Here is a 17,473-nt window from a genome sequence, read left to right as displayed (position 1 = left end):
AACATGGGTCTTACATCAGCAGATCAGAGTCACTCCTTGAGAAACGACAGAAGGTCTGAATTAAGCTGATCTTTATGCGTGTCAGTTAGTCCGTGAGGTGCGCCTGGATAGATTTTTAGGGTGGCATTTTTCACCAATTTTGCGCCAGCGATCGCAGCAGCCCCAATCGGCACAATCTGGTCATCATCGCCATGAACGATCAGGGTTGGAACATCAAACTTTTTCAGATCTTCCGTGAAATCTGTCTCTGAGAAAGCCTTGATGCAGTCGAACGTGTTCTTATGCCCCGCCAGCATTCCCTGTAACCAGAACCAGTCGATCGCACCTGGTGAGACTTTGGCATTCGGACGGTTGAAGCCAAAGAATGGTCCACTAGCGATATCTTTGTAGAGTTGCGATCGATCGGCGAGAGAACCAGCACGCAGCCCGTCAAAAACCTCGATGGGAAGTCCGTCAGGGTTATTCTCTGTCTTCAGCATCAACGGTGGTACGGCAGAGATTAGCGCAGCTTTAGCGACTCGTGCAGTGCCGTGACGACCGATATAGCGGGCTACTTCTCCGCCACCAGTGGAGAAGCCAATTAAGGTAATACCTTTCAGATCTAGGGTTTCAATCAACTCGGCGAGATCGTCAGCATAGGTGTCCATCTCATTACCGTGCCAAGGTTGGCTCGATCGCCCATGTCCGCGTCGGTCATGAGCAATGCAGCGAAATCCGTGGTCAGCGAGAAATAGCATTTGAGCTTCCCAACTATCAGAATTTAGGGGCCAGCCATGACTGAAAACAACAGGCTGTCCAGCACCCCAATCTTTGTAGTAAATCTGTGTACCATCTTTGGTCGTGATTGTGCTCATTTTTCTGTCTCCTTTTTCATTTCATAGAGGTCATCAGAAATATTATTATTCTCACCAATCTTGGAAACAGTATTTTTAATTGCCCTGTAAATGTGCTTCCAAAAACCATAAATATTTATCCACCGTGCGCGATATTTCGGTGAAAAGATCGGCAGTATCCGCATCTTCTAAATCGTTAGTTAGATTGATTGTTTCTCGCATGATTTTGGCATAGGGAGCAAGGCGATTGGCGATCGCTATCACATGATCTTTGCCATCGATGATATCGTCAGGATATTCGGGGAGAGTAGATGTGCTGGCAGCGATGCGGACGGTGCCCATTGCAGTGCCGCCGAGGGTGGTAACTCGTTCGGCGATCGTGTCAACATATTCATCAAGCTCAGTGGCGATCTGGTCGAACAGTTGGTGCAATTGGTAAAAATTCATGCCTTTGACATTCCAATGTGCGTGCTTAACCTGTGTTTTTAGGTCGAGAGTCAGAGCCAAAGCAAAATTGAGCAGGGCAATAATTTGAGTGCGATTTTCAGTGGGTAGATCGATGCGACTGGAATAGAGCTTTGTAGCTTTTGCTTGAATATCTAAATGATCGATCGAAACGGTATGAAATGTGGTCATGAGATTACCTCTTATGAGTTTGTGGTGGTTTTACAGCTTAACGAGCTGCATTTATCCTCAGTGATATGTTGTTTGGTTCTAAGAATCAACAAATTTAGGGACTTGCCGTGACGATAGCTGTAATCAATTGCTCAATGTTCCAGCGATCGCGATATCGAGTTCCATTAATAAACAGTGCTGGCGCAGTTGTTACTCCACTTTGCAAGCCACTTTCGATATCTTTGTTGATGCGATCGACATACACTTGTCGAGTCATCTCTTGTAAAAACTGGGGAATATTGAGTCCCAGGCGATCGGCATACTCCACCAAATAGCCGTTGCCTAAAGCTTGTTGATGGTTGAACAGCATGTCGTGCATCTGCCAAAACTGACCCTGTGCCCCTGCTGCTAGCGCCGCCGCTGCCGCCTTTTGAGCTTGAGGATAGATTTGAGGTTGTGGGAACTGTCGAAACACAAAACAGAGATAATTTTCCTCTGGAAATGTTCCATTAAGCTGCCCATAAATGGTCTCAATTAAGACGTAAAGTTCTCCACATTGAGGACATTGATAATCTCCATACTCAACTAGGACAACTCTGGCATTGAGCGATCCTTGTCGATGGTCTCGCGCAGAGGGTGATTCAACTAACTGGTTGCGATCGCCCGATGCTTCAGAAATATCGTGACTCATGCTAAACCTCTGAAGGAAAGAGCGTTCATCGTACAAGCTGTACTGTGAAATTTCTTTTCCTCAACCCTACAATTGTTTGTATGTCCTTAATTTAGGGGACTAACTCAAATCTGTCATCAATTCAGGGGCTATATTTGAATCAACAAAAAGATCAATTATTAGGCAATCTGAGGTATTAGGTTTATATCAAACTTAAGTTCAGGTTCATAGCAAACTTAAGTTCCTATGACATTCTTATAGGCTAGCAATCCCTCGTTTTAAGGCAATAATGGTTGCCTGAGTGCGATCTTTGGCTCCCAACTTGCTTAAAATGCGGTTGATATTCGATTTGACGGTGCTTTCAGTAACACTTAAGGCAGCACCGATTTCCAGATTGCTCATACCCTGTGCCACTAATCGCAACACATCTAATTCGCGATCGGTCAACTCTGGATTGGTCATTCGCTGCGCCAACTTAGCGCCAACATGAGGTGGGATATACTGCTGCCCATTGTGAACGACGCGAATAGCAGTTCGCAGTTCGTTAGGCTTACAGTCTTTGAGCAGATAACCCTTTGAACCTGCCCGTAACCCTCGATAAATATCTTCATCTCCGTCGTATGTCGTCACCACAATGATGCGAGCCATTTTAAATTCAGTACAAATCGTAGTAATGGCTTCCACTCCTCCCATTTGGGGCATCCGTAAGTCCATTAATGTCACATCTGGTTGCGTTTGACGGAACAACTGGATGGCTTCAATACCATCTTTGGCAAGACCAATCACACTCATATCTTCTTCTTCATTGATGATGGCTTCTAATCCTTGTTGGACGATGACATGATCGTCCACAATCAGAATCCGAATGACCGCTGGTTGGCTCATAACTGTCTACTCCCGATTCACGATTACAATAACCTCTGTACCCCGATCGGGCTGACTGTGGATGATTAATTCACCACCAATCTGCTCAACCCGTTCACTCATCCCCAGTAAACCAAATCCCTTCGTTGGATATACTTGTTCAACTTCAAATCCCTGTCCATCGTCTTTAATCTTTAAAAGACACTGCATCTCCTCATAGATTAATTCAACTTGAATTAAGGTCGCGTGGGCATATCTAATGGCATTGGTTAATGCTTCTTGGCCAATGCGTAAGAGGTTATTTTCAACATCTGGTGATAAAGCATAGACAACACCGATGATTTCACAGGTGATGTGAGTGTTTGTGGAAGATTTCATTTGAACGGTTAGATGGGTGAGGGCACGATATAAGTCTCCCTCCTCTAACAGTTTTGGTCGGAGGGTGGTAACTGATCGCCGAGCTTCAGCCAGTCCAGTTCGGGCTAATTCATCGATTGTTTCCATGTGAGCCTGAGCCCTCTCTGGATTTTTTGTAATCTGCTCCGTCGCCGCTCCAATATGCAGCAGAATGCCAGTAAACGCTTGCGCTAGTGTATCGTGGATTTCTCGCGCCATGCGGTTGCGTTCTTCTAAAATTGAGGCTTCCTCAGCGCGTTTGCGATCGCTAATGTCTGTAATCAAACCATAGTATCCTCTCACTTGAGCATTGCGATCGAAATCAGGGATATAGACTGCACTGATATGCTTTTTACCAGACGAATAGGAAAGTTCTGATTCATAGGTCGTGATTTGTCCTCCCAACACCTGCTTAACATACGGTTCAACAGCTTGATAAGCCACCTCACCCAAGATCTCACGGTTCAGCTTACCAAGAATTTGATCTCGATTACGCCCAAACCAAGCTTCACAGGTCTGATTAACAAAGCAATAGCGCTGATTAGCATCTGTATAAAAGATACAAACGGGCAGAGCGTCGGTGATCAGACGTAATTCTTGTTCGCGTAGGCGCAGTTCGTCGTAGACATCGCGCAGTGCAGCTTCGCTTTTCTGTAGATCTGCTGTTCGTTCTGACACCTGTTTCTCAAGAGTCTGATTGTAATTCTCTAAAAGCTTCTCACTTTGCGACAGAGCTTCATTTAATGTCTTCATTTCATCAAATGAAGCTTGTAATTCATGAGTCATTGTATTAAATGACTTTGCCAATTCCCCTAACTCGTCGGAGCGTTCTGTATTAGCAGTTTGTTGCCAATTTCCCTTCGCTAGCGCCTTCGCTGACTGATTTAAGCTTAGAATTGGTTGGGTAATCCATCGAATTGTTTGGATGCAGATTAACATCGCTACTACCAAGGCAACGACACATAGTAAAACAGTAGTGAGAGTGTTGCTATGAATTTGCTTGACAAACTCATCTTCAGGTACAACAACTATAATTAACCAATCGATCCCTCGTTCATCTTTTAGAGAACTTATTTGTAAAAAGTGGCGCTTCCCATCAATCGTAAAATCAATTTGTTGACTTCCATTAATTTTGTCAAAATCCCCAAAACGATCGCTTAGATATTTAGCTGTCTCTCGGACTAAAGGAACTGTGCTTTCGATTGCCTTAAGTCGTTGAGCATTCTGCTGATTCTGGTTTAAAACATATAGCTTCTCTGAAGTGGAAGATGCTACCATCAAACCCGATCGCTCAATTACAAACATTGCTCCCGAATCGCTGATTCTTAATCCTTGCAAAAAAGTACTAATCTGTGAGATTGCCAAATCAGTTGTTAAAATTCCTGCCAATTTTCCTGTTGAGTCAAAGAAAGGAACGCCAGAGGTAAGGCCTACATTGTTATCCGTATAAGTAGTAATCTTGCTCCATGCGGGTCTCCCTGCTTGAGCGAGCGTGATGTACCAAGGTCTAGTTCGGGTATCATAGTTTGGATTCAGACTCAACAGATTCTTCCGATTTCCATTGCTATCTGAGGTGTAAATAGCGAAATCACCTTTAACAAAATTTCCCGTACTACCGACTGTCAAATTGGTTTTGTGGCGACTCGCTCCAATGATTCCACCTTGCTCATTTGACACGCTAATGTAACTCACTGATTTAAACACTTGAAGCTGTCGAGCAAAGTACCGTTCTAATAATTTAGTGTCTTTCACATTAAACACATCTAAATGCCCCGATTTGATCGCTTCAACATTCACTTGATTGACGAGGTGGGGAGTTTCCAAATAGCTTTCTATATAAGATTGAATATGAGCACTGGTTTCCTGGCGTATTTGGGTTGAAAGCTCGTTAACTGCTTGTTCTCCATTCTTAAATGAAAGATATCCAACAAACCCCACGATGCCTAGAATTTGCAGTACCAGTGGCACAATAAGAACAGTTCGCAACGAAAGCTTACTGGGAATCTTGGTAACGCTGCTCAGTAATGATTTAACAGCCATATCAAGCTCCTATTTTCTCGTGATGTGCTGTCAACAATCTACACTTGTTGACAACACGCGACCGCCTTGCTGCGCGCTTGCGCATTCGGCTGAAACCCGCTTTGTTTGGTGGATTAGAGACTTAACGTGAAAAGTCAGCTCTGGATAAGTATGAGGTAGCAGATCTTAAACTATACTCTAGCTTTACCAGAAGAATCGGTATAAAGCCTTTCCCTTCAGAGGTGAATTAGACAGGGATTATTCATTATTTCAATCCTCTTTAAAATATGAATCTCTGAAAGTACTGCTATATAATGGTTTTGAGCCTGTCATGATACAGCTTTATACGAATCGTTGTCATACCCGTACATCCTATAAGCTAACAATGCCGCGCTTAACAGCAACAATCACCGCTTGAGTGCGATCGCTCACATCTAACTTATTCAAAATCCGATTGACATGAGATTTAACCGTGCCTTCACCGATACTCAAAGCTGCCGCAATATCAGCATTACTCATCCCCTGCGCCAGTGAGCGGAGTACCTCTAGTTCTCTTTCACTCAGTTCTGGATTGCTGAGGCGCTGAACCAATTTTGCTCCCACATCGGGCGGAATATACTTCTGACCCCGATGAACGGTACGAATAGCATTCAGAAGCTCGTCAGGTTCAGTTTCTTTCAACAGGTATCCTTTTGCGCCTGCCTGCAATCCCCGATAGATATCTTCGTCACTATCATACGTGGTCAGGACAATAATTCGAGCAGATTTAGCGATCGCACAAATTGCCCTGATGGCGGCAACTCCCTCCACTTCAGGCATTCGCAGATCCATGAGCGTGACATTCGGTTGGTGTTCCTCAAATAGTGCGATCGCTTGTTCTCCATTTTCAGCTTGGGCAATCACCTGCATCTCTGGATCGCGATTAATAATCGTAGCTAATCCTTGCCGAAAAATAGCATGATCGTCTGCAATTAAAATCCGAATGGTCGTGGCTTGGCTCATCGTAATGCTACTCCCGATTGACGGTGACAATAATTTCTGTTCCTTGCCCAGGTTGACTGCTAATCGTGAGTTGTGCGCCGATGCGCTCTACTCGTTCGCTCATGCCGAGTAAGCCAAAACCCTCAGAGGATGGAATACTTCCAACTCCAAAGCCCTGCCCATTATCTTGCACGCGCAAGCAAAACCGATCGCGATCGTAGACTAGCTCCACTCGAATCTCGTCAGCATGGGCGTGTCTAATCGCATTGGTTAATGCTTCCTGTCCAATCCGCAGTAGGTTATTCTCGACTTCAGTGGGTAGAGCATACACTGTACCCTCGACCTCATAATACAAAGTTGTATCCATTGCGGCAGTTCTGGTCTGAGTCACCAGACGATGGAGAGCGCTCTGTAAACTGCCCTCCTCCAAAAGCTGAGGACGGAGCGCAACGACCGATCGCCGTGCTTCAATCAGTCCAGTTCGCGCCAATTCTTTGATTAGGTCTAGGTGTGCCTGAGTTGCTTCTAAATCATCCGTTAGCACCTGTTTTGCAGCTCCTACCTGAGCCAGAATGCCAGTAAACGCCTGAGCGAGTGTATCGTGAATTTCGCGTGCCATGCGGTTACGCTCTTCTAAAATTGAAGCTGCTTCAGCCCGTTTGCGATCGTCGATATCCGTAACAACTCCCAACGCTCGGATGGGTTCACCAGATTCATTCCAGGCAACAACGTTGCCAACAGCAAGAATCCATTTCCACTGACCATCCTGGGTACGATGGCGATACTCTGCTTGATAGTTGGGGACTTCTCCAGTAATACAAGCATGGTAAGTTGCAACTACTGATTCTCTGTCGTCAGGATGCAAACTCTCAATCCACTCAGATTTGGTCACGTGAAATGTTGCTGGATCGTAGCCCAGCATTAAAGCGTATTCTGGGTTAACCACAACTTCTTCAGTTTCGATGTTGAGATCGTAGAGTCCTTGATTTGAAGCGGTTAAGGCTAAGCGCAGTTGTTCTTCACTCGTTTGTAGAGCGGCTTCTGCCTGTTTGCGATCGCTAATATCCGCAATCACCCCTTCGATGTAGCCATCGTCTGCATTCAGATAAAGAGAGAAAAGCCCCCAAAACAATGTCCCATCTCGTTTTCGCATTTGGGCTTCAAAGCTTCGCACTTCCCGATCCCGCTTCAGCAACTCAATGAGGTGTTGGTGATCGCTGGGATCTGCATAATAGCCTATGACGTGTTCAAGCCCAATGATCTCCTCTGGTGAATCAAAGCCAAACAGATTAGCATGGCGTTGATTGGCATCGAGAAGTAATCCATCCGAGAGGCGGACTCGGTAGATGCCAACCTGCGAGTTTTCAAAGATATTGCGGAACTTGGTTTCACTGCGTTGCAATGCGGCTTCGGTTTGTTGACGTTCAGCCATCTCCTGCTGCAAGGCTTGAGTTCGCTCTTCTACTTTCCTTTCCAGGGTTTCGGCATAGTCTGCTAACTGTTCATATAACCGAGCATTCTCCAGTGAAATTGCTGCCTGAGCAATCAACAGTTTGAGGACTTGCAAGCGATCGCGGGTAAACACTGCGGTACTGAGCTTGTTCTCCAAATAAAGGATGCCGACAAGCTGATTTTGCTTGAGAATTGGCATAGAGAGGAGCGATCGCGTCTGTTGGTGTTGAATGTAAGGATCAGTTGAAAAAGACGATTCGCTGACGGCATCATCAAGAACTAAAGTTTCTTGAGTGCGTTCTACCAAGTGAATAACGGAGACAGGAATCGTTACACAGTCAGCAACAGCAAGCTTTTCCAGATCGCACTGTCTACTCCCACTGCATTGAGCCACCACAGTGAGCTGATCGTCTTCCAAGAGAATCAGAGCGCCAGTTTCGGCTCCTGCATTTTGTATCACTGCCTGCATCAACTTGGCAATTAATTGATCGAGATGGATAATTTCTGAGAGGGCTTGAGCCGCTTTCATCACCGCAGCCAAATCGATCGCCGCAGTCGAATGACTGATCGTTCCCTCGGTCAAAGTTGAATTTGATTGCCGAATTAAGTTGAAATTAAGTAGTTGTGGATAGCGTTTTTCTAAGTCTTTAACTTTAGCTTTTGCGCCCCAGCGATCGTAGCAATAGTGCGCTTCTTTCATGTAGGTTTGAGCAATTTTTGACCGACCTCGCGCCAGATAATGTTTAGCCGCTAATTCATAAGCTAATGCTTCTTCCTGGACATACTCATTTTCAGCAGTACCTGCAATCGCCCGTTCATAAAACTCCTCAGCCTCAAGAAATTGCCCTAAGACTCGCGCTTTCTCTGCCTCGACTAGATAAAATTTATGTAGATAATTCATTGGGGCATGTTCTGCCCATTTCTGCATCTTTTCTTGGTTGGTGTTAACACAGTTTAGCCAAGCTACTTTTTCAGAGTTTGAAGCATCGAGCGATAGGCTCAAAAGCGCCAAAGAATGGTAGAAACAGAATAAAGGTAAAATCCTGATTGCTGTCGCCTCTTCAAAATATTGCCCTGCTAAAACAGCAGTTTGTGCAGCTTGGCGATCTTCTTCAAATAGACAACACAACATAACTTTGTGTAAATAAAACATTTGAATTGCAATTCCATCTTTAACTGCAATAGCATATGGCAACCCCTGCTCTTCATCACATACCCTACCCATTAAGCGGCTGGGATTCTCAGACCTATCTAACAAATTAAGAATGGTCTGCCACACTATTGCAATCCAAGTCGAGGGGCTTTCCCGTCTGATTCGATCAACCACTTTGCTGTAGGTTGCCGTTTTCTGTTCCAGTTGGGTGAGTTCCTCACCGACGAAAAACGAGTTGTAGCACACGTCATATGCAGCATAACCAGCGGTTTCAAAGTCTCCGGTTTCCACTCCTTCCTGATAAGCCTCAACCAGCAGTGGTATCGTCTCCTTAAGATGTACTTTCCATTGCATAACATGGTCACTAAATAACTGTAATGCTTTAGCATTGCCTTTTTTGGTATTCAATCGTTCTGCCAAGCGAAGAGCCAATTGACCAAATTTATAGCCGAGTTCAATGTCTTGAACGGCTCCACATAAAATAAATCCGTAGCCAACATAACTCAGTGGTGACCAGGCAGCATTACCGTAGTCGAGCGATAAATTTACCATTCTGCACGCAATAAGAATCTGTAGTGCGGGTGACACGATAAATGCAACCGCCCCAATATTCGCCAGGATATAAATTGCTGCTAGCGGTTCTGGTGCAGTCATCTCTGGTAGATCAATTAAGTCTTCGATTTCTCGTCTAGCTAACAGTGCAGCCGTTTCCTCCAATCCTCTCTGAACATCTACCTGACTTGGATTTTCCGGTAAGACTACTTCCAGGAGCTTCAACACTTCCAGTCCAATTTTAAGTGCTTCTTCTAGATTGCCCTGTGACAAAAACGCTTGAATTCTGCTATCGTAAACCTGCACTTTATCGATCGCGGTCTTCGCATTGTTGAGTACTCCTTCTACGAACTGTTCCATCTCATCAAAGCGACCGTGAAGATATGCTGCTCCTGCTGCTTCTGAGTACAGCGCTAAGGTGAGGTCATACTCACTCTGCCAACTCTCTGGATTGAGGAGGCTCAGTCCTGTAGTGAAATACTTAAAAGCTGCTTCATAAGCCGCTGCTGCCTTTGCTTTCTGACCTGCGATTAAATTCAATCGAGCAATCTCATTACGTTGGGCTTGATCGGAGACAAGTTCAATTCCATGATTGAGATGATCGACAATCTCAAACAACCGCTCTGATAGCTGTTCTGGCAAAGTTTTTTCGAGTAGATTGCGACCAATTTGGAGATGAACCACTTGTTTCTGCGACTCATCAATTAAGGCGTAGGCTGCTTGCTGTACGCGATCGTGCAAAAACTTATACTCCTGAACTAACAAGTTCTCATCTAATTCAGAGAGAGGCTGAATCAATTCAGCTTGAATCGCTGCTAGTAAATCCAATGAAATCGTCTGAGGAGACTGCTCACAAACGATCGCCAACGTCTCTAAATCAAATTCAGCCCCGACACAAGCAGCTAAGCGGAGCATTTGCTGGGTGCCTTCTGGTAGTTTCTGTAACTTGAGCAGTAGCAACTTCACCACATTATCAGTGATTTTCTGGGCTTGAATCTGAGCCAGATTCCACTGCCAGCTTAGGTTTTCTGCATCAAAGCTCAACAGATTCTCGCTATACAGCAATCTTAAAAATTCACTGACAAAGAAAGGATTACCCTCAGTTTTACGCAGCACTAGCTCCGCTAAGGAACGAACAGTGTCAGTATTCTGATGTAGCGTCTCGGCAATCAACTGACTCAAAGGCTCAAGCATTAAGGGTGACAATACAATCTCTTGCAGCACTGCCCCTTGTTTTCGCAGTTCTGAGAGCGTTAAGCTCAGTGGATGAGTGGGAGTCACTTCATTATCTCGATAGGCTCCAATCAAAAAGAGGGATTGAGCTTGCTCATCCAGTAGCATCAGTTCAATTAACTTGAGCGTGGCGGAGTCAATCCACTGCAAATCATCCAAGAAAATTACCAGCGGATGTTCCTCTGAACACAACACCCGCACAAAGTTCTGAAAGAGTCGATTGAATCGATTTTGAGCTTCCGTTGAGCCAACTTCAGGTATGGGCGGTTGCCTGCCAATAATCAGTCCTAATTCAGGAATCACATCAATAATGAGTTGCCCGTTGCTTTCCAGTGCTTTTAGAAGTCGCGATCGCCACTGCTCCAATTGCTCATCTGGTTCACTCAATAACTGCTGCACCAATTTTCGCAGAGCATCAACGATCGCACTGTAGGGAATATTGCGCTGAAATTGATCGAATTTACCAGAGATAAAATAGCCGCGTTTTTCAGTGATTGGTTTATAGAGTTCCTGCACTAACGCTGATTTGCCAATTCCAGAATAGCCAGATACCAACATCATTTCGACTTTAAATCTTGGCTCTGAATTGTTCTGGAAACCAGCGATGCGATCGTTCTCTAAAGACGCTACGCGATCAAACGCTGCTAGTAAAAGTGCAATTTCCTTGTCTCGTCCATACAGTTTTTGGGGAATTTGAAAGCGATCGCAAACATCCTGAAGTGCCAGTTGAATGCGATCAATTCGACCCATTTCTGCGAATTGGCGATCGCAAAGTTCTAAATCTGCCTTAATCCCCCAAGCACTCTGATAGCGATCTTCTGCATTTTTTGCCATTAGTTTCAGAATGATATCTGAAATGGGTTTAGGAATCGCTGCATTCATCTCGTGAGGGGGAACAGGCTGCTTGGCAATATGACAATGAACCAGCTCCAGCATATTCGTTGCGGGAAACGGGAGGTGTCCAGTTAGCAGTTCGTAGAAAGTTACACCCAGCGAGTAAAAATCGGTGCGGTAATCGAGCATCCGGTTCATTCGCCCGGTTTGCTCTGGCGACAGGTATGCGGGGGTTCCTTCTAGAAGATGGAGGCTTTTGAATGTGGGATTGGTGCGACTGAAGCGAGTGGCAATGCCAAAATCAATGATTTTGACAACGCCAGTCTTCGGATTAAAGACAATGTTGCTAAGATTAATATCTTTATGAATGACATGAGCCGCATGAATTTTGCCTAAAGTATCAGTAATGGCGATCGCCACATTTAAAAAAACCGACAACGGCATGGGACAGAAGTCTAATTGCTGCCGCATCCAGTATTCTAAAGACTCTCCACCAAAGTCTTCCAAAAGAATAACCAGCGTGCGCTGGTAGTCTTGCTGGCTGTATGCCTTGACTACGCCTTCAATGTTGAGAGAGCGAGTAATTTCATACTCCTGCCGATAGCGAGTTAATTCCTGAGGAGAGGGATAATCCTGCTGGAGAACTTTGGCAATCACTGCACAATTATCTTGCTCTCTGATGCCCCGATACACCAAAGAAGCTAAGCTCTCATAGATTTTGCTGTGGATAGTAACTCCAGGCAGGGTAATCATTGAATGCTCACCGACGAAGGACTGTCATCCGTTTCCCAAAGTATATCACTTGCCAAACTCCAGAAAATTAAGCTTCTTGGTGGATTTTTGCTGACGGGGCGACAGGTCGCCTGAAAATCAGAGTGCGAACGATCGGGTCAGAAATAGCACCGCAAAGGCGATCGGCTACAATTGTTGCTGCTCTTTGAACTTCACTATCAGTCGGTTGCTGTCCGCTTTCTAGCCAAGGAAAAATATCTTTGTCGAGCAGTCGTGCAATAATTTGACTAATTTTTGTTAGTTCAGCATCCAGAGTTGCAATGTCTGCGCGGGGCGGAATTCGTTGTTTCTCTTCCATATTTTTGACCAGGTTGGGCGACACTCCTGCTAAACCGATCAGGCGATCGCGCGCAATTGGCGGCGCTGCCACCATGCGTAAAATAGGCAAAACCTCTGGATGCTGTCGCAGCAGGGCGGACGTGATGTTGGTCAGATTAGCTGTCTCTGCTAAGGCGGATTCAACTTGTTGGTTGGGTCGAGGGAGACTATTAAGTCCCGCCCCTCCCACTTAGATCCGTACTTGCTGGTTTCCCCGCATACGGCTCCCGATGTTTTAGGCTTTCGCCTTGCTCATGTGTTGGTAATCATGGCAACTCTCGTGAATGGCTTCTAGATTTTCCTTTTTCCAGTTTTGATGATTCTCATCTCTGTGGTGGAGGTTTACCCGTTCGTCATCTACAAATTTGAGTCCACATGATGCACATTTATGGTTTTGTCGTTTTAAGACTTTAGAGGTGTACCCATCATAGAGTTTACTGTTTCGTTCGCTCCAGTAGGCGGTATCGCCATCGTATGGACTTTTAGTTCCTTTAACGTTGACGTGTTTATTTTCGGAGTAAGGAACCGTGGGGAATGCTTGGTCTAACAATTTCTTGCTGGAGTAGCGATTCTGTCTGGTTTCCTTGTTAAACACTGCGTATGCTTTCTTCTGGATATGGTAGAGGGAGTTCCTAGACCCGTCCATCTTGCAGTAGCGATGATAATTTCTCCAGCCTCTAACCACTGCTGAGAGCTTTTCGGCTTTAACAGCGGAGCCATAGTTACTGTTGTTGACGATGTTTTTAACTTTTTGACGGAAGGTTTTATGGTTATCCGCTGAGGGAGTGCTTCTAAACTTTCCGTTATTGCTCTGGACGGCAAAGTGCCATCCAAGAAAATCAAATCCATCTGTCGCTGCGGTTAGCCTGGTCTTCCGTTCGCTGACGTTCATTCCTCTTTGGGCTAGGAAGTGGCGAATTTTATCAAGTATGGTTTCTGAATCGTCTTGGGGTTTGAGAATAAACACCATGTCATCCGCATACCGGACACTTTGATGGATATCTTCAATCCCATTTAAGGCGATGTTGGCTAGTAGCGGACTCACGACTCCACCTTGTGGCGTTCCTTGGTCTGGAAACCCGATATTTGTACCTGCTTTTAAGCAGAGGAATATTCCTTGCTTTAAGCTTTTTGGCGCAATCAGGCTATCCATAATGGAAGTGTGTGAAATCCGGTCGAAGCATTTTTCGATATCGAGCTCTATTACTCGTTTATCTTTTCCATTACTCTGTGAGCGTAGGTTATTGAATAGGAACTTCTGGGCATCATGTGCCGAGCGTCCGGTTCTGAATCCATAACTTCGAGCGTGGAATGTTGCTTCGTGGGCGGGTTCCAAGGCATATTTTGCTAGGCATTGCCAAGCTCTATCTGCTATGGTGGGCACTTTGAGCATTCGAGTAGTTCCATCCTTTTTGGGGATGGGTATTTCTCTGAGCTTTTGATGTTTCCAAGTGGTGGTTTTTGCCTTTAGATTTTCCTCTAGGGCGAAGCGTTCTTCAAAATCAAGGGACGCTTTGCCATCCACACCCGCTGTTTTCTTACCAGCATTAAGCTGTGTTACCTGACGGATTGCCAGTAATCTAGCTGCTGAAGACTTTAGAATCAGTTTTTGGAGTGACCGAGCTTGACGCAGGTCGCCATTAGCAACTGCTTTAAACACACGACATTGTAGGCGGAATAAATTACGTCGGAATTTCTTCCAGGGTAACGACTTCCAGGATTCACTGGTTTTTATACCGTGTCTAATCATGCTCTTCTTTGTACTGTGTATTTTCTAAACACCTCAGACCAATTATGGTCTGTCCTACCCACTGTTAAGGGATTAATGCTCTCGTCTGCTCTACCACGGGTTCGACCTACCGTAGACCTTAACACTGTTTTTATTCGTTCCTTCGATAGTATTGTTCGTCCATTTAGGTGTAGCCAATCCAACTGTCCAATCCCCATATCCTTGCTGTTAATCAACCCATGTTACAGCGGGGAACTATTCTTGGACGACCTCGGACTCTCTTTTAGTAGTGCATCCGTGTTTGCCTGAGTTGTTTTTATAGGCTCTATTTCACCTTGTGGACTCCCCGTTAGCGGCAGTGTGGCTTGCGACCTCTGATTCCGCCCTGTTCCCAGCTTCGCTCTCTAGAATTCCGAGTCTAGTCGGCGTGGGCAGATAGGGATTCACGCTTGGATTTAGCGGGTAGGGCTTGCACCTACATACTGTTGAAAGTTCAGACCTTGGATTGCTTCATGTCTGGAAGCCAGTCTGGTTGCTTTATTTACGGATTGATTACCGTGATTCAGCAACAACGAATCGCACGAGTTGTAGCAATGCGAGTGTCGCGCTAGGCTTTTGGAGCGAACTGCATGAACCAATTGTTGTAAAAGTCTACCGACAGGGCAATATCGGGTTTCCACAAGTGTGGTTTTTCGGCATTAACTGGCACTGCATTTCCTTTAATCGCGACCCTCGCCTAAATAGCTTAGATTGCTGGAACGTCTCTGTTGTATTATCCACCACACGGTTGCTTTTGAGGCAGACCTAGTTAACAGGACTTAAACAGATTTTCAACGCATATAAATCCTAAACTGGCTTTATATGCAGCAAATATGTCCATATTTTATTAGGAAATTGTACCATGCTTAGCACTAATTTTTTATCGAAATTACATGATTAATAAAAGTTAACGGTATTTAATTAAAATAAATTGATTAATAAGAGCGCTACGCGCAAAATCTACAACAATTAAAAAGGAATTTGCATGAACATAATTATGCTTGTAGGTCGCCTCGGTCGAGATCCAGAAATTACCTACTTTCAATCTGGATCGTCTGTGACAAAATCTTCTCTTGCCATCAAGAGAAAAATGTCTGATGAAACTGACTGGTTTTCCATTGAAGCTTGGGGGAAAACAGGTGAGGTACTTACAAATTACACCAGAAAAGGCAGTCTCATCGGTATCGAAGGTCAAGTAACGGTCGAAAGCTGGACGGGAAACAACGGCGAATTTCATTCAAAACTGGTTGTGAAAATCCAGCGCGTAACTCTCCTAGAGAAATGCGATCGAGAAACACAAACTGCAACTCTTCCCAAAGTAAACTCTTTTGGAAAGATTGCGTACAACCACAACGGCAAAACTCCTGTTTCAGCAAAGGTATTTTAACATCTATCTTTGCAGAAAAGAACTAATCATACCAATTTACAGCATATTCCATGTATTTGTGTACGCGCAATTTTGTCAATCTACGTAGTTAGTTAGTCGATCGAGACTTTTGCTACTGTACTTCATGAACCTGGAATATGCTGTATTATGGGGTGCTATTTCTGGAATCTGACTAGGAAAAAATGAAACTGCGAATGCCTCCGGCACGCTATCCGAACGCATATTGGGATAGCATAGTTCAACAGTTATTAGGAGGATTATGAGAGACTGGAATGCTTTAAAAGAACGCTATTTGCAAGACGAACTACCGATTCGCTTGGGAAATTTAGCGTCAAATCTGGCACGAATTAAGTCTCGCTGTCAAAATGTAGCTAATGGCGAAATAATTGAAGGTTTGCTGCAAGAAAGTAAGCTGTTTATTGAATGGACGGCTCAAGATGCAGAAATAGAAATAGCTGCTGAGTTAGTTGAGTTGCAAATTCAGTTAGCTTGCTGGCAGTATTCTTGGGCTGGGATTTGGGAGAATGCGGAACAACGAAAGAGAGTTGGAGAAGAGGGAAGGATTTGGTCAGAAAAAGTGCTGAATATGTCGGGTTTGTTGGCTGTGAATTAGATAAGGGCGATCGATCTTTATGCGTGATAAGCAATCCTCTCCGTAAGAGCGATCGCACTGGAATGGTCAACTACCCACCACTAAATTAAATATTCGAGTGGGGGCTTGAAAATCAAGTCTATAGTTGACCATTCTAACTCTTTACTGACTACGTTATCAAGCATGAAGCTGCATAGAACATAGACAAGCTGAAAAAAAACCAGGTTTCGATTTTGTTATCCTGGAATTCTATGCAACTTTATGTAAATTTGGTATCGCGGCATCGAATATTAGCAATCAACCACATAAACACAGGAGAAACTCTCATGATGCAAACTTGCACGCTATCTCTGATAGTCATAAAAGATGACGAGTATGACTTCAGACAACAAGGCGAGAATAGCCTTGTTACAGGCACTGGAATTTTTGAGTTTCGCGGTCGGGAAGACATGGAATTTGCTAGCATTCCATTCTCTGTCAAAAATCTGTCTGCCCAACTCATTGAGTCTCAAAATACTGACAAAATTTTGTGTACCTGTAAAGGATACATCACATTTGAAGAAAATATTCCTGTCTTCAATATAGAAGACGCGGAAATAGCGGAAATTCAGACTGAACCACAGCCAGAAACTCAAGTCAAACCGGAAATTGCATCAAAAGTAACTGCAAAAAGCCAGGGTAAAATGAAACCGGAATTTCAACCGCAGTCCAAATCAAAACCTGTTTCTAAACAGCAATCGGAAGCAGAACTGACTTCGTTTGAGAGTAGCTTTCAAACTGAGATGGAACTAGACGAGAGTGAATATACTCACATTCCATTTTAGATGAGCTTAGGAAAAATTCCCATTTGGGGATTTTTTTTTCAATACTCTCCGAGTTTATAACTTATACATATTAAATAAGTTGTTAGATAAGTTAGGAATGAAAATTTAATAACTTTAGCGTCTGTTAAATAGTCGGCACTGCACGATAATTCCATTTTGGCAGATATTCATCAAAAATAATTTTCATTGT

Annotated in this window: 12 protein-coding genes; 3 read left to right on the top strand and 9 right to left on the bottom strand. The window is 44.3% G+C overall.

Annotated features, from left to right (window positions below; translation table 11 throughout):
• Window positions 1-29: 29 nt before the first annotated feature.
• The 9 genes from JGK22_RS00915 to JGK22_RS00875 form a co-directional block, all read right to left on the bottom strand.
• Window positions 30-854 (bottom strand): alpha/beta hydrolase, encoded by an 825-nt coding sequence (locus tag JGK22_RS00915; protein WP_293204227.1) that lies wholly within the window; start codon window positions 852-854, stop codon window positions 30-32.
• A 75-nt stretch (window positions 855-929) separates the two neighbouring features.
• Complete coding sequence (gene dps / locus JGK22_RS00910) at window positions 930-1,469, bottom strand: DNA starvation/stationary phase protection protein Dps (protein ID WP_293204229.1); 540 nt, start codon at window positions 1,467-1,469, stop codon at window positions 930-932.
• A 94-nt stretch (window positions 1,470-1,563) separates the two neighbouring features.
• On the bottom strand, window positions 1,564-2,139 hold the full coding sequence (locus JGK22_RS00905; RefSeq protein WP_293204231.1) for a DsbA family protein: 576 nt from the start codon (window positions 2,137-2,139) through the stop codon (window positions 1,564-1,566).
• Between the two features lie 234 nt (window positions 2,140-2,373).
• Window positions 2,374-3,003, bottom strand: coding sequence for a response regulator transcription factor (locus JGK22_RS00900; protein WP_293204233.1), 630 nt, complete (start codon window positions 3,001-3,003; stop codon window positions 2,374-2,376).
• Between the two features lie 6 nt (window positions 3,004-3,009).
• A complete protein-coding gene (locus tag JGK22_RS00895) occupies window positions 3,010-5,418 on the bottom strand; it encodes a histidine kinase (protein ID WP_293204235.1) in 2,409 nt (802 codons plus the stop codon).
• 351 nt (window positions 5,419-5,769) lie between these two features.
• Window positions 5,770-6,399, bottom strand: coding sequence for a response regulator transcription factor (locus tag JGK22_RS00890; protein WP_293204237.1), 630 nt, complete (start codon window positions 6,397-6,399; stop codon window positions 5,770-5,772).
• A 7-nt stretch (window positions 6,400-6,406) separates the two neighbouring features.
• Window positions 6,407-12,355 (bottom strand): AAA family ATPase, encoded by a 5,949-nt coding sequence (locus JGK22_RS00885; RefSeq protein WP_293204239.1) that lies wholly within the window; start codon window positions 12,353-12,355, stop codon window positions 6,407-6,409.
• A 67-nt stretch (window positions 12,356-12,422) separates the two neighbouring features.
• The gene (locus JGK22_RS00880; RefSeq protein ID WP_293204241.1) at window positions 12,423-12,902 is read right to left on the bottom strand and encodes a XamI family restriction endonuclease; all 480 of its coding nucleotides are present in this window, start codon (window positions 12,900-12,902) and stop codon (window positions 12,423-12,425) included.
• 45 nt (window positions 12,903-12,947) lie between these two features.
• Window positions 12,948-14,372 carry a reverse transcriptase domain-containing protein gene (locus JGK22_RS00875; RefSeq protein WP_340517088.1) on the bottom strand — a complete coding sequence of 475 codons (1,425 nt, stop codon included), beginning with the start codon at window positions 14,370-14,372 and terminating at the stop codon, window positions 12,948-12,950.
• Window positions 14,373-15,465: 1,093 nt separating this feature from the next.
• Here JGK22_RS00875 and ssb point away from each other — a divergent pair.
• The 3 genes from ssb to JGK22_RS00860 all read left to right on the top strand — a co-directional run bounded on the left by ssb (window position 15,466) and on the right by JGK22_RS00860 (window position 17,283).
• Window positions 15,466-15,867, top strand: coding sequence for a single-stranded DNA-binding protein (ssb, locus tag JGK22_RS00870; protein WP_293204249.1), 402 nt, complete (start codon window positions 15,466-15,468; stop codon window positions 15,865-15,867).
• 259 nt (window positions 15,868-16,126) lie between these two features.
• On the top strand, window positions 16,127-16,480 hold the full coding sequence (locus tag JGK22_RS00865; protein ID WP_293204251.1) for a hypothetical protein: 354 nt from the start codon (window positions 16,127-16,129) through the stop codon (window positions 16,478-16,480).
• Between the two features lie 305 nt (window positions 16,481-16,785).
• Window positions 16,786-17,283, top strand: coding sequence for a hypothetical protein (locus JGK22_RS00860; RefSeq protein WP_293204253.1), 498 nt, complete (start codon window positions 16,786-16,788; stop codon window positions 17,281-17,283).
• Window positions 17,284-17,473 lie beyond the last annotated feature (190 nt).

This window comes from Microcoleus sp. PH2017_08_TRC_O_A (assembly GCF_020738665.1).
Classification (GTDB): domain Bacteria; phylum Cyanobacteriota; class Cyanobacteriia; order Cyanobacteriales; family Microcoleaceae; genus Microcoleus.
Note: the sequence above shows the minus strand (reverse complement) of the source record. Positions and strands in the feature narration are given on the sequence as shown.